The following is a 13,660-nucleotide window of genomic DNA, read 5'->3' on the forward strand; positions in this document are numbered from 1 at the left end:
AGCCCGGTAGCTCGTCAGGCTCATAACCTGAAGGCCGCAGGTTCAAATCCTGCCCCCGCAACCAAATCATCATTATTGAAAAACACCCGTAGCGAAAGCTGCGGGTGTTTTGCGTTTGTGGTTACCTTGCTTGCGAGGCTAGAGCGAGGTCTCCAGCCATACTTGCACTCGTGATCCTCTTCCCCGAGCCCTCAGACAATGCCGAGCGCTTTCATCTTCGGATCAAGCGTTGTCGGCTTCATGTCCAGCAGTTCGGCGCCGCCTACCTTCCCGGAGACCTTGGCGCAGCTGTGCTGCAGGGCGTTGCTGATATTGTCCCGGCCGCGCTGGCGCATCTCGGCTTCCGTGAGGACCGCTCCAGCCGCCCGGACGGTCGATGCAGCGCTCCGGGTGCTGGAGAGTCCGCGAAGGCAAAATCAATGCGGCTCTGCTGTGACAAAATGGAGGCCCGTTCGATCACGTTCTAAAACTCGCGGACATTGCCTGGCCAAGCATATCGCTGCAGGGTCTGGAGAATGGCGTTCGACAGCGTCAACTCGCGCCGGTGGGCGACGCTCTGCCGTCCCATAAAACGCTGGGCGATGAGGGGAATGTCTTGCCTCAGGTCCCGCAGAGGCACCGACTCGATTAAGAGCACCGCCAGACGGAAGAAGAGGTCCTCCCGAAACTCCGGGTTCTGCACGGCCTGCTTCAGATCGAGATCGGCGGCTACGCTAATCCGGAGAATGCCCAGATCGATCTCGACGCTACTGTTCGCAATGATGCCAGACATCAGGTGGGCGGCCAGTTCCGCGAGGACGGCCGCGACTGATTCGTGCTGCCATCATGCGTCGACTGTCGATGTCGCGACTTGGGATAACGCGTCCGTCATGCCTTGTTGGCAGCAAAGAACACGGTTTGGATAAAACCCATCAGTCGGGAAGTCAGCCGTCAAGGTGCCGCTAATACGTTCTGGGAGATATACACTTCGACTGGACGCCGCCTTCGCCGATGTGGACGTCATTGACTGCATCGTAGCTCAGCCGATACCGGGCGGCGCACCATGTAATATGTCGGACTTCGCTCGGCGACAGCTTGGAGGAATTCGCGGTCGCCAAACCTTGTCCATTCTCGGCATATGCCGAGGCCGAGTTCCCACCGAAAGCTTCTGCGTTCGCCTGAGGCTCGGGGAGCTGAAACGCATTGGCAGGGGCCACGAAAGCGGCAAACATGAGACCGCTGAAGGAGACGATGGAGGCGAGCTTGGCGACGTTGCGCATCTGAGAACCGATCTTCTATTCACTTGAAGAACGGATGTTGCGCGATTTTAGTTCCTTTCGTCGGTGCTGCGGGCTTCTCAAGAGAATTTCGGGAACCAGAAAGCGGGATCAGACGGTGGAAATTGAGAACACAAGTCTCGCTCAGGAAGAACCATCCACGAGGTCCTTGGGGCGGTCGAGCCACACTGCCGCGCCCTCGACGACCTTCGATCGTGGTTGCACCTGCTAGAAGTCGATCACCCGCTCACTGCCCGACGGCGTGATCATCGCGAAATGGTCGTTCACATCCGACTTCCAGCAAACGGGTATTCATCAGACCACTCCCACCTATCCCAAGTGGCAGCCTTGCCCGCACCAGAAGATAAGAAGACAGGATTAGCGCGCAGGCAGCATGGCTCGGCCGGCATTTCTAATTGTGAGCGCTGAGTCCGCCATGGGTGCGATAAGGCCGCTTGCGATCGCTGAAGCGAGGGCCTCTGTGAATTCGGCACCTTCGAGGCCATGCTTCTTCGAAAAGTTTTGCACAGCACCGCGTGTCGAAGTCGGTGATACGCCAAACTTGTTATTCTTAAAAGCGTTGACGATAATTTGGTTTGTTTCGTCCAGGGTCATGATCATTCCTATGTGATGCAACGTGCTACCAGCAACCGGATCACCTTCATAGCACCTAAACTGTCGAGCGTGTCCTTTCGTGCTCAGAGCGAGAGATTGATCGCAGGAGGCGTGTGTATGACATTGGTTTATCGCAAACTCATTTTCGCCATCCTGCTTTTCCCTCTCGCGGACAACACCATCTTCCTCAATGTCGCGCGATGCGGTCGGGTCAAAACGGTGAATTACTGGTCGCTCCTTCTGAAAGGCTGGGAAGCAATCTTTCGCATCGGCCGATCGTCTAAGAGCTCCTGGCTTTCATGAAATCGATGAATGCCCGAACAGATGCGGCCATGTGAGAGCGTTCGGAGTAGTAGAGATAGAAGCCGGGGAAGAGCTTGCAAACCGGTTCGAGCACTCGCATGAGTTCGTTGGTTTTCAAATAGGGTTCCACCAGGTCCTCGATGAGGTAAGCCAGTCCAAGTCCCTCGCGAGCTGCTGAAAGGAGTAGCTCCGTATCGTTGACGGTAACGACGTTCTCGACATCAACATCGAGGACGCCATCTGCACCTTCGAACCGCCATGGGTACAGGGCTCCCGTGCTTTTCCACTTGTAAGTGAGGCAGAGGTGGTCCTTGAGGTCGGCTGGCGCCTGGGGCGGCGGCCGATTAGCAAAATAAGAGGGTGCGCCCACAACCGCCATACGCAGATCGGGCGTGATCCGGACAGCGATCATATCCCGGCTGATTTGCCCTCCAATCCGAACGCCCGCGTCAAAACCTTCCGCAACGACATCCGTGATATCGTTGTCTATCACCAGATCAAGGCGGACCTCAGGATAGGCAAGACGGAACTGGCGCAGTCTTGGCAGAACCGCAATCTGCGCGGCAATGCTCGGCAGATTGACACGAACCACGCCCTTCGGCTCACTCTGGTAGGCTCCGACGGCCGAGACGGCGTCATCCATCCCCATCATCATCGGCTTGATGCGATCGTAGAGCACGCTTCCCGCTTCCGTCAGCCCGACACTGCGGGTGGTTCGATTAAGGAGGCGTATCCCGAGACGGCTCTCTAACGCGCGAACGATGCGGCTCAAAGCAGAAGGCGATATCGCCAGCCGTTTTGCAGCACGGCCGAACGCCCGCTCATCGCAGACTGCGACAAAGGCCTTGAGTTGGGAAAATTCCGCACCGTCCATTATGATCCTCAAAGGCAATACGTCATGCCGAATTGATACCATATTCAACCACAATCGCCATGCTGCATAACTGTGACAGAAGACAGGGTGAACGGACCGATGAACTATCGGGTCGCAGTCGTCTTCCGAAACGAGCGGAGATGCGACGATGAAGCGCTGGGAAATTGACGTGGTTGGCAGGCAGCACCTGAAACTGAACGATGTCGAAGTGCCAAAACCTGGTCCGAAAGAGGTCTTGATAAAAGTGAACGCGGTTGCGCTGAATTACCGCGACAAGATGGTTGTCGAGACAGGACGAGGACTTCCTCTGACCTTCCCTTTCACGCCGGGCTCGGACCTCGCCGGAGAAGTCGTCGGTCTCGGACAGGGCGCTTCCCGATTGAGGTTGGGCTCGAACGTCATCTCGACGGCAACGCCGGACTGGATCGACGGTCTGCGCGACGGCACTGCCCGAACGCCCGCCTATCAAACATTAGGTGGCTTTTATCCGGGTGTGCTGGCTGAATACGTCGCGATGCCGGAAGACTGGTTTGTCGTGGCACCTGAGACACTCACCGCCCGGCAGGCTTGCACACTCCCAGTCGCTGGTCTTACGGCCTGGTTTGCGCTCGTCGAGCGGGCGGGCGTTCGAGCTGGCGATACGGTGCTCATCCCGAGCACCGGCGGCGTTGCTCTGTTCGGACTGCAGATCGCAAAAGCTCACGGTGCAAGGGTGATCGTTTGTGGTCGACCTGAAAACGAAGACTACGCGAAGGCCCAGGGCGCGGACCATTTCATCGACGCAAGCACCGACTGGATGGAAACGGTTTACCAGTTGACGTCGGACCGAGGCGTTAACGTCGCCCTGGAGGTTATTGGCGGCAAGCATTTCGGCAAATCCATCCAGGTCACGACGGTGGGTGGTCATGTCTGTCAGATCGGCGCGCTCGACGGTTGGGACATCAGTTCCGCAGCTATGCCGCTGATGCTCAAGGACATAACAGTTCATGGTATTGGAACTGGGAGCAGGACGGCGCTGGAAAGGTTCGTTAGAGCGATCGATCAGACGCGTATCGTCCCTGTTGTGAACTCCTGCTATTCTCTGGCCGATCTTCCAGCGGCCTTCGACCATTTGGATCGAGGAGCATTTGGGAAAATCGTCATCGACGTAGCCGAATAGAAGATGCCGCAGTCAGCAGTCGGATCACCTGTATCAATGCCTCAAAAACCGATCGTAGCGGCACGCCGCTATGATCGCCGGTAGACGCTTCGGGCCGCATGCGCGAATGATTTCCGCACCGCACCGCACCGCACCGCACCGCACCGCACCGCGCCCCGCCAATCGGTCATTCGCGACCTTGGACCTAAATCCCGTAACCAGTCGTTCGCTGCGCCTTCGATGACAGGCCAATAGCTTTGTGAAACACTTGTCTCCGCTTCAGAAACGGGGAGACTACGCTGTCGGATCCAGTGAAGATTTCAAATCTTGATCCCTCGAGCAGACTGGATTTGTAATGCTGTTTGATTTGCATTTAATTGCCGCTGACTTTCGATGGGTTGGCTGGCATCCCTATCGCTCATGGGCAGTCCGACAGGTATCCCTTGATCAGATGCGGCTTGAGGGCAGCAAGAACAGCCATCTCCTATTGGGTCTCGACGCCTTCGAGCACGCACCGCAAAATCAGCTTTGAGCATAGGGCAATGATGCCGGCGACGATTTCCCGCGATGTGATGCTATGGGTAGCGAAACTCCGGTTAGGAGCGGTTTGATGTACCAAATGGTCCGACGTTTTCTTAGTTCTTTGTCCCACACAGGCACGTTCATCGCGCTTGTTTTCTTTGCTGCCTCTCTCACTCCAAGTCTCTTGCCTCGGTCTTACCTGGTGCAAGGAGCGCTTTCGGGCGTCTGCGCCGCCGTGGGCTATATGGCGGGCGTGGCAGTGGCTTGGCTTTGGCGATACCTGGAACTTCCTCGCGCGTCGAGCAGGGAACGACCCCTGAAGGTCGCATTCCTCATCGCTGCCATTGCCATCCTGGGTGTTTTTCTCTGGCACGCGGTCGAATGGCAAAACTCCATTCGCTTGCTTTGGGGCATGGATGCGCTCGATAGCGCTGAACCTTTGAAACTGGCTGCCGTTGCCATCCTCGCCTTCGCCGTGCTGCTCTTTACAGGACGTGTCTTTCAGCTTGCGGCTCGCGGTCTTTCGGGGTGGATCAACAGGTACGTTCCTCGACGGGTGGCGAACGCCCTAGGCGTGACCCTGGCCGCCCTGTTGTTCTGGACTGCCGGGCAGGGGCTGCTGCTGCGATGGGCGCTGGACGCAACGGATGCCTCGTTCCAGAAAGTGGACGCGCTGATTGACGACGACACTCCTGAACCGACCGACCAGGCGAAAACCGGGAGCGCATCTTCACTGGTGTCGTGGGAGGGCCTTGGACTGCAGGGGCGCCGTTTTGTCAGCTCTGGCCCCACTGCGCCCGACGTCGGCGCGTTCTGGCAGCAGACAGCCGAGGAGCCGATCCGTGCCTATGTCGGGCTCAACAACGGCGATACGGTGGAAGCAAGAGCCGCGCTTGCCCTGAGAGAGCTTCAGCGACAGGGAGGTTTCGATCGGTCGATCCTCGTCGTTATCGTCCCGACAGGAACCGGATGGGTTGATCCAGCCGCCATGGACACGCTCGAGTTTCTTCACCGCGGCGATGTGGCCAGCGTCGCGCTCCAATATTCCTATCTTGCGAGCTGGTTGTCTTTGATGGTGGAGCCGTACAATGGTCAGGCTGCGGCGAGGGCATTGTTCACCGAAGTCTACAGCCACTGGAAAACGCTTCCGCGTGAACGGCGGCCGAAGCTTTATCTGTATGGCTTGAGCCTCGGTGCGCTCAATTCGCAGCTATCGACGGACATCTATGATGTTGTGGCCGATCCGTTCCAGGGAGCACTTTGGACCGGTCCCCCATTCCGCAGTCAAAGATGGCGCACAATCACAGATCAGCGGCAAGACCTTTCGCCTGCGTGGCTTCCCAGGTTTCGCGATGGTTCCTTGGTGCGCTTTGCGAACCAGGCATCCCCTCCTGTCCAGTTTGATGCGTCCTGGGGACCGATACGGTTTGTCTACTTGCAATATGCTAGTGACCCGATCGTCTTTTTTGAAACTGCTTCGTTGTTCAAGGAGCCGGATTGGATGAAGGGGGAAAGAGGCCCGGATGTCTCGCCGCGGCTCAGGTGGTTTCCAGTGGTGACCATGCTGCAACTGACATTTGACATGGCGATCGGCACAACATCGCCAATGGGGTTTGGCCACGTCTATGCACCGGAGGACTACATCGACAGTTGGATCGCATTGACCGATCCGCCCAATATGGATCACTCGGTGGTCGAGCAACTCAAGGCGCGGTTTGCCAAGTGACCGATTTCGGCGTGATCCAATAATCTCCGTGGGAGGGGACGGCCAGAGGACGAACTGATCTACGCAGCAATGTTCTTGTTCAACTGCCCATCCTTCATGATCACAAGGAAGTTTTTCGCCGGGTCCTCGATCAAGGCGATGTCCGCAATCGGGTCGCCGTCGACCAGCAACAAGTCGGCGAGTGCGCCTTCCTGAACCACGCCCAGCTTGCCTTCGTAAGGGCTCCGAAGGCCGGAGAGCGCGAGTAGCTGGCCATTGTCCCCCGTCGCCATCTTCAGGATTTCGGCAGGCTTGTACCAGCGGGTGAGTTTTGTGAGTTGTGCACCCTGCCGCGCGGCTGCCTTATCATCGAACAGCGTGTCGGTACCCCAGGCCGTCTTGACCTTGTGCTTCTTGGCAAGCGCGTAGGCGGCGTCGGTGCCGGAAAACATCTGCAGTTGCTTGCGTCTGTTTGGCGACCCCTCGGCAAAGGGCGTTGCGTCCTGATCGTCCAGAAAGGGCTGTAGGCACCACCAGATACCTTTTTCCGCGAGCAGGGCCACCGTCTCGTCGTCGAGCAGGTTGCCATGCTCTATGCACCGAACGCCTACGGCGACCGCCTGGGCGACTGCTTTTGGCGTATAGGCATGAACCGTCGCGTAGGTCCCCCAGTTCTCCGAAGCGCCGACGCCCGCTTCCATTTCCTCAAGCGTGAACTGCGTCACATCGAGCGGGTCGAACGCGGATGACACGCCTCCACCCGCCATGATCTTGATCTGCGACGCGCCGAGTGCCAGTTGTTCGCGGGCGCGCTTTCGGACCGTGCCGGGATCGTCGGCAATGGCCGAGCCGCCCACACGCTCACTGTAGGTGAAATCGTCCGGCCGCGCGGGGAGGTCGATCGGAAGCCTGAAGTCGCCGTGGCCACCCGTTTGCGAAATGAACGCGCCCGATGGCCAGATCCTGGGCCCGGGAACGAGCCCGGCATCGATGCCGCGCTTCAACCCGAAGCATGGGCCGCCCATATCGCGAATTGTGGTGAACCCTCTCATCAAGGTGTCGTTGGCCGCCTTCACTGCCGCGACATTGATGAAGCCGATGTCAGACGTCAGGACAGCCAATTGGGGAACCGTCGCAAACATGATGTGGGTATGCGCGTCGATCATGCCCGGCATCAGTGTTCGCCCGCCGCCCGCTATTCGCGTGACGGAAAGATCGGCTGGAATCTGGATCGGTGATGGTGAAATCGACGTTATCCGGTTGCCGATCACCAGCACATTGGATGGATTGGACAACATTTCCGACATACCGTCGAATATGCGCACATTTTCGAACAACACGGCTTTTGTCGGCGTTGCCTGAGCCCGCACGGCGCTCGGCAGACCCGCCAGCCCGAACCCCGCCAGCATCGCAGCGGCGCCGACGAAAAATCCGCGGCGCCGGAGATCGCTATTCATTCGGCGCGTGAGCGTCTGCAATACGGGATCGCAACATTTGCACGGCAGGTCGCTGGTGAGATGATCGTACTTGGTGCCAAACCGAAATCTCATGCTTCCCCCCTCCGCGAGCATCACGACACAAGCATACGCCCGCATTCAGTTTTCCACGAAAAGTCGAAATAGGTTACGCGTGAATAACCACTGCTTGCAAGCAAAAACTATAGTGATATCGTGGAAGTACGCACAGTTTCCGATGGGAGAAACCTATGTTTTACAACATCGTTCTCGCGGCCGGACTTACGCTCGCATTGTCGCTTCCGGCATCCGCCGAAGATCAGGCGACTGATCTACTTGCTGACCGTGAATGGAGCATCATCGTCAGTCCCTATGTCTGGGCTGCGTCCCTGGATGGCGATGCGTCGCTGGCAGGTTTGGATAGCAATGTCGATATTCCGTTTTCGGATATTTTCAAACACCTCGATCTTGCGGCCATGGGCAATGTCGAAGTGACGAACGGACTTTTCGGCTTCTACTTTGATGGACAGTACGTTCAGACGAGCCAGGACGAGGATCTCGCCGACTTCGAGGTCGGCTTGAAGATCAAGACGACTATTCTGGCAGCCGGCGCTTACTACCGCGTCTACGACCTCGCACTTGGGGGCGACACGGTGTTTGGTGAACCGCGGCATTTCACCGTCGAGCCTACGGTCGGCATCCGTTGGACAAAACTCGAAGCGCATGCTGATGCAGGCTTCACCTCGGCAAACAAGTCTGCGGACTGGCTTGACCCGTTCGTGGGCATGCGTCTGAGCACAGACCTTTCCGACCGGTGGAACCTGGCCGGCGAAGCCGACATTGGCGGGTTCGATATTGGTTCGAAGCTCGCAGTAAATGCCCAGGCCTATCTCGGATACCGGACCTACATGTTTAATCATCCAACGATTTTGCGCGTTGGGTATCGTGTGCTTTCGCAAGACTACGAAACGGACGATTTCACCGGAAACAAATTTCGCTGGGACGTTACCCAGCATGGCCCGGTATTGGGCTTTTCCATGCGTTTCTGACGGTGTCTCGATCCCAGTGATCTGCATCCGAGATCAAGTCAGCGAGGACGTCTGGATGTCCAACAGACAGCGTGCGATCCCGAAATGGACGTGGATAGCGCCAGCGCGGGCATCCGCTTCTGGCGCTGACGGTCCAGCGATGTTCTCGTGGAGCGCTGTTCCGACTTCAACCTCGGCCGTGGTCCTCGGGAGTTAGGCTTCGCTGGTGGCTGCTTTCTGCGAGAGAAGTCCCTATAGCTGATAGTCTTCTCACGGCCCATTCCGTCCGTTCCGGAGCTCAGTCGTTGCCCAACTAAAGAACAACAATTCCTCAAAGTTAGTGAACCTCGGGGTAGCCGGTCCGATTCCGTTCAAGGTGGTCGATTTTACAAGTCACGGTGCACTCGGGCCCCGCAACCAAATCATCTCAAAACACCCGTAGCGATAAGCTGCGGGTGTTTTGCGTTCGTGGCCGACCCAAACCGCATCGACAGCCGATACGTCGCGTCTGCCAGAGACGGAAGGCGACGGGTGGGCTCCGATTTGCTGGCCTTCCCCTCAGTCAATCCTGACAACTCTTCGAGCGACGCTTGTGTTGGTTGCCCTCTGCCACGGCCGCAGACGTCGCTGGACGGGTGCAGGTTTCAGCGTTCAAATGATATTCCAAGGCCGCGTTACCTTCTTCAGGTTTGACCTGAGACCCAACGCCCTCCATTTCTGAAGAGTCTTGAGTTCTTAATCTGGCGTCATGCGGCCTGTTTTCCCCATAGCCATTATCATCGAGAACTGTTGTGGATCTCGGCTTCTTCAACGATCCAGCTTCAGCTTTCCATCGCGCAGATGACGGCAGTCGGCGAGCAGCGTCTACACCGCTGCGATGGCATCACCTCCATAGTCCTGCAGGATCTCGGCCAACTCAAGAGCGGCGTCATGAGGCGTCTCGCCGGAGATGGGATATGCGGACACAGGCTACCCTTCGCGCCGTAGTCTTGTCCCGCTAGGAGGCGGCTGAACCAGCGAGGATCACATCGACGCCAGCCGCAGCCAATGCCGTAGCCATTTCCAGGGTGGGAGGGCTGTCAGTGACCAGCCGCGTCACCTCTGTCAGGCCCGCCACCTCGAAGACGGCCGGACGCCCCAGTTTGTCATGATCGGCCAGAACGGTTACGCTCTGCGCCTGTGCAATCATGGCACGTGCCATCTCGGTTTCCCGCAGGTCGTAGTCCATAATGGCGGTGGTGGTGATTGCCCCGACGGTCAGAACGACCTGCTCGGCTTTGAAAAAAGCGGTCTGCGCGATTGCCATCGCCCCCAAAGTCTCACGGCCTTCTGCAGCCACTTCGCCGCCGAGTAAATAGACTCGGTGGCGCATCTCCGCCTTTGCCAGAATCCGGGCGATCTGCGGAGAATTGGTAATCACCGTCATGTTGCGCCGCCTTGCCAGAGCCTCCGCAAAGGCGATCGTGGTCGAACCAGTGTCGATAAACAGCACTGAGCCCTCGGCGAACAGGGATGCGGCCTGTCGGGCGATGGCGGCTTTTTCCGCCTTCCGTTCATTCATGCGCGCGTCGAACTCGCTCTCGTATAGGGAAGCCTCCTTGAGTTTCAGGGCGCGCGCGCCGCCATGAAATTTTCGGATGTGACCGCCGATGTCGAGATCGGAGAGATCCCGCCTGACTGTCTCGCGCGAGGCGCCAAAGCGTTCGGCCAGGTCCTCGACGGTGACTTCGCCGATTTCTTCGAGAACCCGAAGAATGGCCTCGCGTCTTGCTGCCGGTCTCATCGTCTATACCTTCATGGTCGCAGGCGCTTGCAGCAACTGCCGTAGCAAGGAGACTGGGTGTTGCAGCTCGATGCCGGTGACATGCCTGGTCTGACATCGGCAGGAAAAGCCAGTGGCCAGGATGGCATCTACGCCGAGCGCAGTCGCCGCCTTCCAGCTATGGTGAAAAATCTTGTCCGACTTGGCACGATTGACAGTTTCATGCCCCCACATTCCCGCCATGCCGCAGCACCCGGTGGGAGGCATGTGAAGCGAGATGCCGAAACGATCGAAAATAGTTCGCCACTCGGCGGTGACGCCGGTACCGAGAACCCGTTCGCTGCAATGGGGCAGAAGCCGCACTGCCATTTGCGACGTCCGGGCCGGTAACGCGGCGATCAGCGGCGCAAGCAGCTGCTGCGGCAGCGCGACGGCCGGCGTGTCATCGGGATAGTCGGTGCGATAGGAGAGTGTCACCGGCGGCTCGAGCCCCATCAGCGGCACGCCGCTTGCGGCGATAGCCTTGAGGCTGTCCTTCTGCCTTTCCGCTTGGCGCGAAAATCCGGCCAGCCGGCCGAGGACCTTCCGGGCCTTGCCCGATGGCCGATAAGGGGCCAGCCACAGTCTTTTCTGCAGATGGGTCATGACCAAGTCGAGATCCGCGACGACCTTCGGCTCGAAAAATTGCGTAAAAGCGTCAGGCACCAAAACCACGTCGATCTTCGGGTCGAGCCCAGCGATATCGGCTTGTTTCAGCCAGCGAAGCCCTCGAACCTGTTTCGGCATGCTTGGCAGCGCCGTCAGGCCGATGGCGGACATCAATGCCGCGCCGGGGCCCTCGGTCATCAGATTGAAACCCCAGCGGAATTTTGCGGCAAGCGGAAGCAGGCCTTCCAGATGGGCGAGCGCGGTGTCACCCAGGGACCGGCGATGGCGCCGATAAAAACTGTTGAGAAACAGCGATCGGATGGAGGGTACGTTGACACGCACCGGACATTGGCTGGTACAGGCCCCGCAGCTGAGACAGCCGTCGATCGCCTGCTTGACCTCGATTTCGAACTGCGGATCGGCGCGACCCTCCGGGCCGCCTTGCCGCAACCATTCGCGCACCAGCCCGACCCGTCCCTTCGGCGAGTGTCGTCGGTCGCCGGTGACCTTGTAGGAGGGGCACATGACGTCATCGAGGGTGCGGTTGAAACAGGCACCATTGCCGTTGCAGCCGAAAGCGGAGGAATATTCGATGCGCAGATCGGCCGGCACGGTGCGGTCGTTCTGGCCGCGCAGTGCGACCTCGTCGATCCTCCACAAAGGCCCGTTGTCTGGCGTCGCGATCTTGCCGGGGTTCATCTGGTTGCGCGGATCGAAGGCCGCCTTGATCCGCTGCAGCGACGGGTAGAGCGGGCCAAAAACCTCAGGCACGAATTCGGAGCGGACGCCTTTGCCATGCTCGCCCCAGAGAAGGCCGCCATGGCTGCGCGCCAGCGCCTCGACGGCCTCGGTCACGCGCCGGATCAGTGGTTCCTGGGCGGGATCGGTGAGGTCGATCGCCGGGCGCACATGCAGGACGCCAGCATCGACATGGCCGAACATGCCGTAGGCAAGTCCCTCGCGATCGAGGATTGCCCGGAAACCGGCAATGAAGGGCTCGAGGTTTTCGGGCGGAACGGCGCAGTCTTCGACGAAGGGGATCGGTCGCTTGTCGCCGATAGCGCGTCCGAGCAGGCCAACGGCGGCCTTGCGCAGTCCCCAGACGAGCTCGACCTCGCGGCCGTTGGCAACCGTCATTGCCAGCCGCGCGGGCAGGCCTGCAAGCTGTGTCACAAGCCCTGCAATCCGCTCGGCAAGCGTTGCCGGATCGTCGTCGGTGAATTCGACGATGTTGACCCCTTGCGCACCGGCCTGCGGAAAAAGATGTGCGACGGCAGAAAAGGTCGGCTCCTCGCGCGCCAGACCGAGTACGCGGCTGTCGATGGTTTCGACCGACGTGGCGCCGAGCACGGCCATTTCGCGCGCATCCCGAAGAGCCGACTGGAAATCGGGGTAGAAGATCAGGATCAGCGAGGCTGCCGTCGGAATGGGCAGAACATTCAGCCTCGCCTCGGCAATCAGTGCCAGCGTGCCTTCCGAACCGCAGAGGACCGCCGCCGGATCGATCGTGTCGCCCTCACGGATATGGGCAAGGTCGTATCCCGTCAGCGACCGGTTGAGTTTCGGAAACCGCGCCTCGATCAGCTCCGCCTGGCTGGCCGAGATGTCGTCGAGACAAGCGAGAATCTCGCCGGCACGGCCGCTGATCGTCGGGTCGAGAGGCGCCCGTCTGGTTTCCAGGATCTCGCCGCCAACCAGCACAGCACGCAGGTTGATGACATGGTTGGAGGTCTTGCCGTAGACGCAGGACCCCTGTCCGCAGGCATCGGTGGAGATCATGCCGCCAAGTGTCGCGCGTGACGAGGTCGACAGTTCCGGGGCAAAGAACAGGCCGAGCGGTTTCAGCGCTGCGTTCAGCTGGTCCTTGATGACCCCGGGCTCAACCCGTACCCAGCCCTGTTCAGCGTTGATCTCGAGGATCCCGGTCATGTGGCGCGAACAATCGACCACCAACCCATTGCCAAGCGACTGGCCGTTGGTGCCCGTGCCGCCTCCGCGTGGGCGCAAAACGATGCCGTGGAAACGCGGCTCGTCGAGCAGACGTGCGATCAGCACGAGATCGTTCTCGTCCATCGGCCAGGCCACGGCATCCGGCAGAAGCTGGTAGATCGAATTGTCCGTCGCCAAAACCACACGATCCGATGCAGCGACGGTCGCGTCGCCACGGAAACCCTTCGATTTCAGGGTGTCTACGAAGGCGTTGTAATCCGCGGATTGCAGGAGGGCGGGAGACGTCACTTACGTTACCTCGGCACAAGAAATGCGATCACAGCGCCGCATGCGATCTTTCATGAGCATCTGCAAGTTGGTGCATTGGACCACCGTTCTCCGTCACTAGCACGATTAATCGACACA

General features: G+C 59.0%; 11 protein-coding genes. 3 read left to right on the plus strand and 8 right to left on the minus strand.

Translation table 11 applies throughout. The features are described from left to right. Positions 1–191 precede the first annotated feature (191 nt). The 5 genes from ASG19_RS24035 to ASG19_RS22360 all read right to left on the minus strand — a co-directional run bounded on the left by ASG19_RS24035 (position 192) and on the right by ASG19_RS22360 (position 3,048). Complete coding sequence (locus tag ASG19_RS24035; protein ID WP_156466592.1) at positions 192–335, minus strand: hypothetical protein; 144 nt, start codon at positions 333–335, stop codon at positions 192–194. A gap of 128 nt (positions 336–463) precedes the next feature. After that, on the minus strand, positions 464–772 hold the full coding sequence (locus tag ASG19_RS22340) for a sigma 54-interacting transcriptional regulator (RefSeq protein WP_062463082.1): 309 nt from the start codon (positions 770–772) through the stop codon (positions 464–466). Between the two features lie 169 nt (positions 773–941). After that, positions 942–1,259, minus strand: a complete 318-nt coding sequence (locus ASG19_RS22345; protein ID WP_062463086.1) for a hypothetical protein — start codon at positions 1,257–1,259, stop codon at positions 942–944. Between the two features lie 375 nt (positions 1,260–1,634). After that, on the minus strand, positions 1,635–1,871 hold the full coding sequence (locus ASG19_RS22350; RefSeq protein WP_139283871.1) for a hypothetical protein: 237 nt from the start codon (positions 1,869–1,871) through the stop codon (positions 1,635–1,637). A gap of 280 nt (positions 1,872–2,151) precedes the next feature. Further along, positions 2,152–3,048: a LysR family transcriptional regulator gene (locus tag ASG19_RS22360; RefSeq protein ID WP_062463095.1), complete on the minus strand. Its 897-nt coding sequence runs from the start codon at positions 3,046–3,048 to the stop codon at positions 2,152–2,154. Between the two features lie 148 nt (positions 3,049–3,196). Here ASG19_RS22360 and ASG19_RS22365 point away from each other — a divergent pair, with 148 nt between their 5' ends. Together ASG19_RS22365 and ASG19_RS22370 are read left to right on the plus strand one after the other, a co-directional pair. Continuing rightward, entirely contained in the window at positions 3,197–4,207 is a 1,011-nt protein-coding gene (locus ASG19_RS22365; RefSeq protein WP_156466593.1) for an NAD(P)-dependent alcohol dehydrogenase, read from the plus strand. Between the two features lie 589 nt (positions 4,208–4,796). After that, on the plus strand, positions 4,797–6,434 hold the full coding sequence (locus ASG19_RS22370; protein WP_062463098.1) for an alpha/beta-hydrolase family protein: 1,638 nt from the start codon (positions 4,797–4,799) through the stop codon (positions 6,432–6,434). 59 nt (positions 6,435–6,493) lie between these two features. Here ASG19_RS22370 and ASG19_RS22375 read toward each other — a convergent pair whose 3' ends face one another. Further along, positions 6,494–8,008 carry an amidohydrolase family protein gene (locus tag ASG19_RS22375; protein WP_244476258.1) on the minus strand — a complete coding sequence of 505 codons (1,515 nt, stop codon included), beginning with the start codon at positions 8,006–8,008 and terminating at the stop codon, positions 6,494–6,496. Between the two features lie 152 nt (positions 8,009–8,160). On the opposite strand from ASG19_RS22375, the gene ASG19_RS22380 reads away from it, so the two are divergent. After that, a complete protein-coding gene (locus ASG19_RS22380; protein ID WP_244476259.1) occupies positions 8,161–8,916 on the plus strand; it encodes a hypothetical protein in 756 nt (251 codons plus the stop codon). A 976-nt stretch (positions 8,917–9,892) separates the two neighbouring features. On the opposite strand, the gene ASG19_RS22390 is transcribed toward ASG19_RS22380, so the two are convergent. Together ASG19_RS22390 and ASG19_RS22395 are read right to left on the minus strand one after the other, a co-directional pair. After that, positions 9,893–10,678, minus strand: coding sequence for a DeoR/GlpR family DNA-binding transcription regulator (locus ASG19_RS22390; RefSeq protein WP_062463109.1), 786 nt, complete (start codon positions 10,676–10,678; stop codon positions 9,893–9,895). Between the two features lie 3 nt (positions 10,679–10,681). Further along, positions 10,682–13,543: an FAD-binding and (Fe-S)-binding domain-containing protein gene (locus tag ASG19_RS22395; RefSeq protein ID WP_062463112.1), complete on the minus strand. Its 2,862-nt coding sequence runs from the start codon at positions 13,541–13,543 to the stop codon at positions 10,682–10,684. Between the last annotated feature and the right edge of the window lie 117 nt (positions 13,544–13,660).

The organism is Rhizobium sp. Leaf306 (genome assembly GCF_001423425.1).
Taxonomy (GTDB): Bacteria; Pseudomonadota; Alphaproteobacteria; order Rhizobiales; family Rhizobiaceae; genus Neorhizobium; species Neorhizobium soli.

Bases quoted from the DNA above. Each gene is read 5' to 3' on its own strand.
- ASG19_RS22340 (WP_062463082.1), bottom strand. From the start codon at position 772: ATGTCTGGCATCATTGCGAACAGTAGCGTCGAGATCGATCTGGGCATT.
- ASG19_RS22350 (WP_139283871.1), bottom strand. From the start codon at position 1,871: ATGACCCTGGACGAAACAAACCAAATTATCGTCAACGCTTTTAAGAAT.
- ASG19_RS22345 (WP_062463086.1), bottom strand. From the start codon at position 1,259: ATGCGCAACGTCGCCAAGCTCGCCTCCATCGTCTCCTTCAGCGGTCTC.
- ASG19_RS22370 (WP_062463098.1), top strand. From the start codon at position 4,797: ATGTACCAAATGGTCCGACGTTTTCTTAGTTCTTTGTCCCACACAGGC.
- ASG19_RS22365 (WP_156466593.1), top strand. From the start codon at position 3,197: ATGAAGCGCTGGGAAATTGACGTGGTTGGCAGGCAGCACCTGAAACTG.
- ASG19_RS22360 (WP_062463095.1), bottom strand. From the start codon at position 3,048: ATGGACGGTGCGGAATTTTCCCAACTCAAGGCCTTTGTCGCAGTCTGC.
- ASG19_RS22390 (WP_062463109.1), bottom strand. From the start codon at position 10,678: ATGAGACCGGCAGCAAGACGCGAGGCCATTCTTCGGGTTCTCGAAGAA.
- ASG19_RS24035 (WP_156466592.1), bottom strand. From the start codon at position 335: ATGCGCCAGCGCGGCCGGGACAATATCAGCAACGCCCTGCAGCACAGC.
- ASG19_RS22375 (WP_244476258.1), bottom strand. From the start codon at position 8,008: ATGCGGGCGTATGCTTGTGTCGTGATGCTCGCGGAGGGGGGAAGCATG.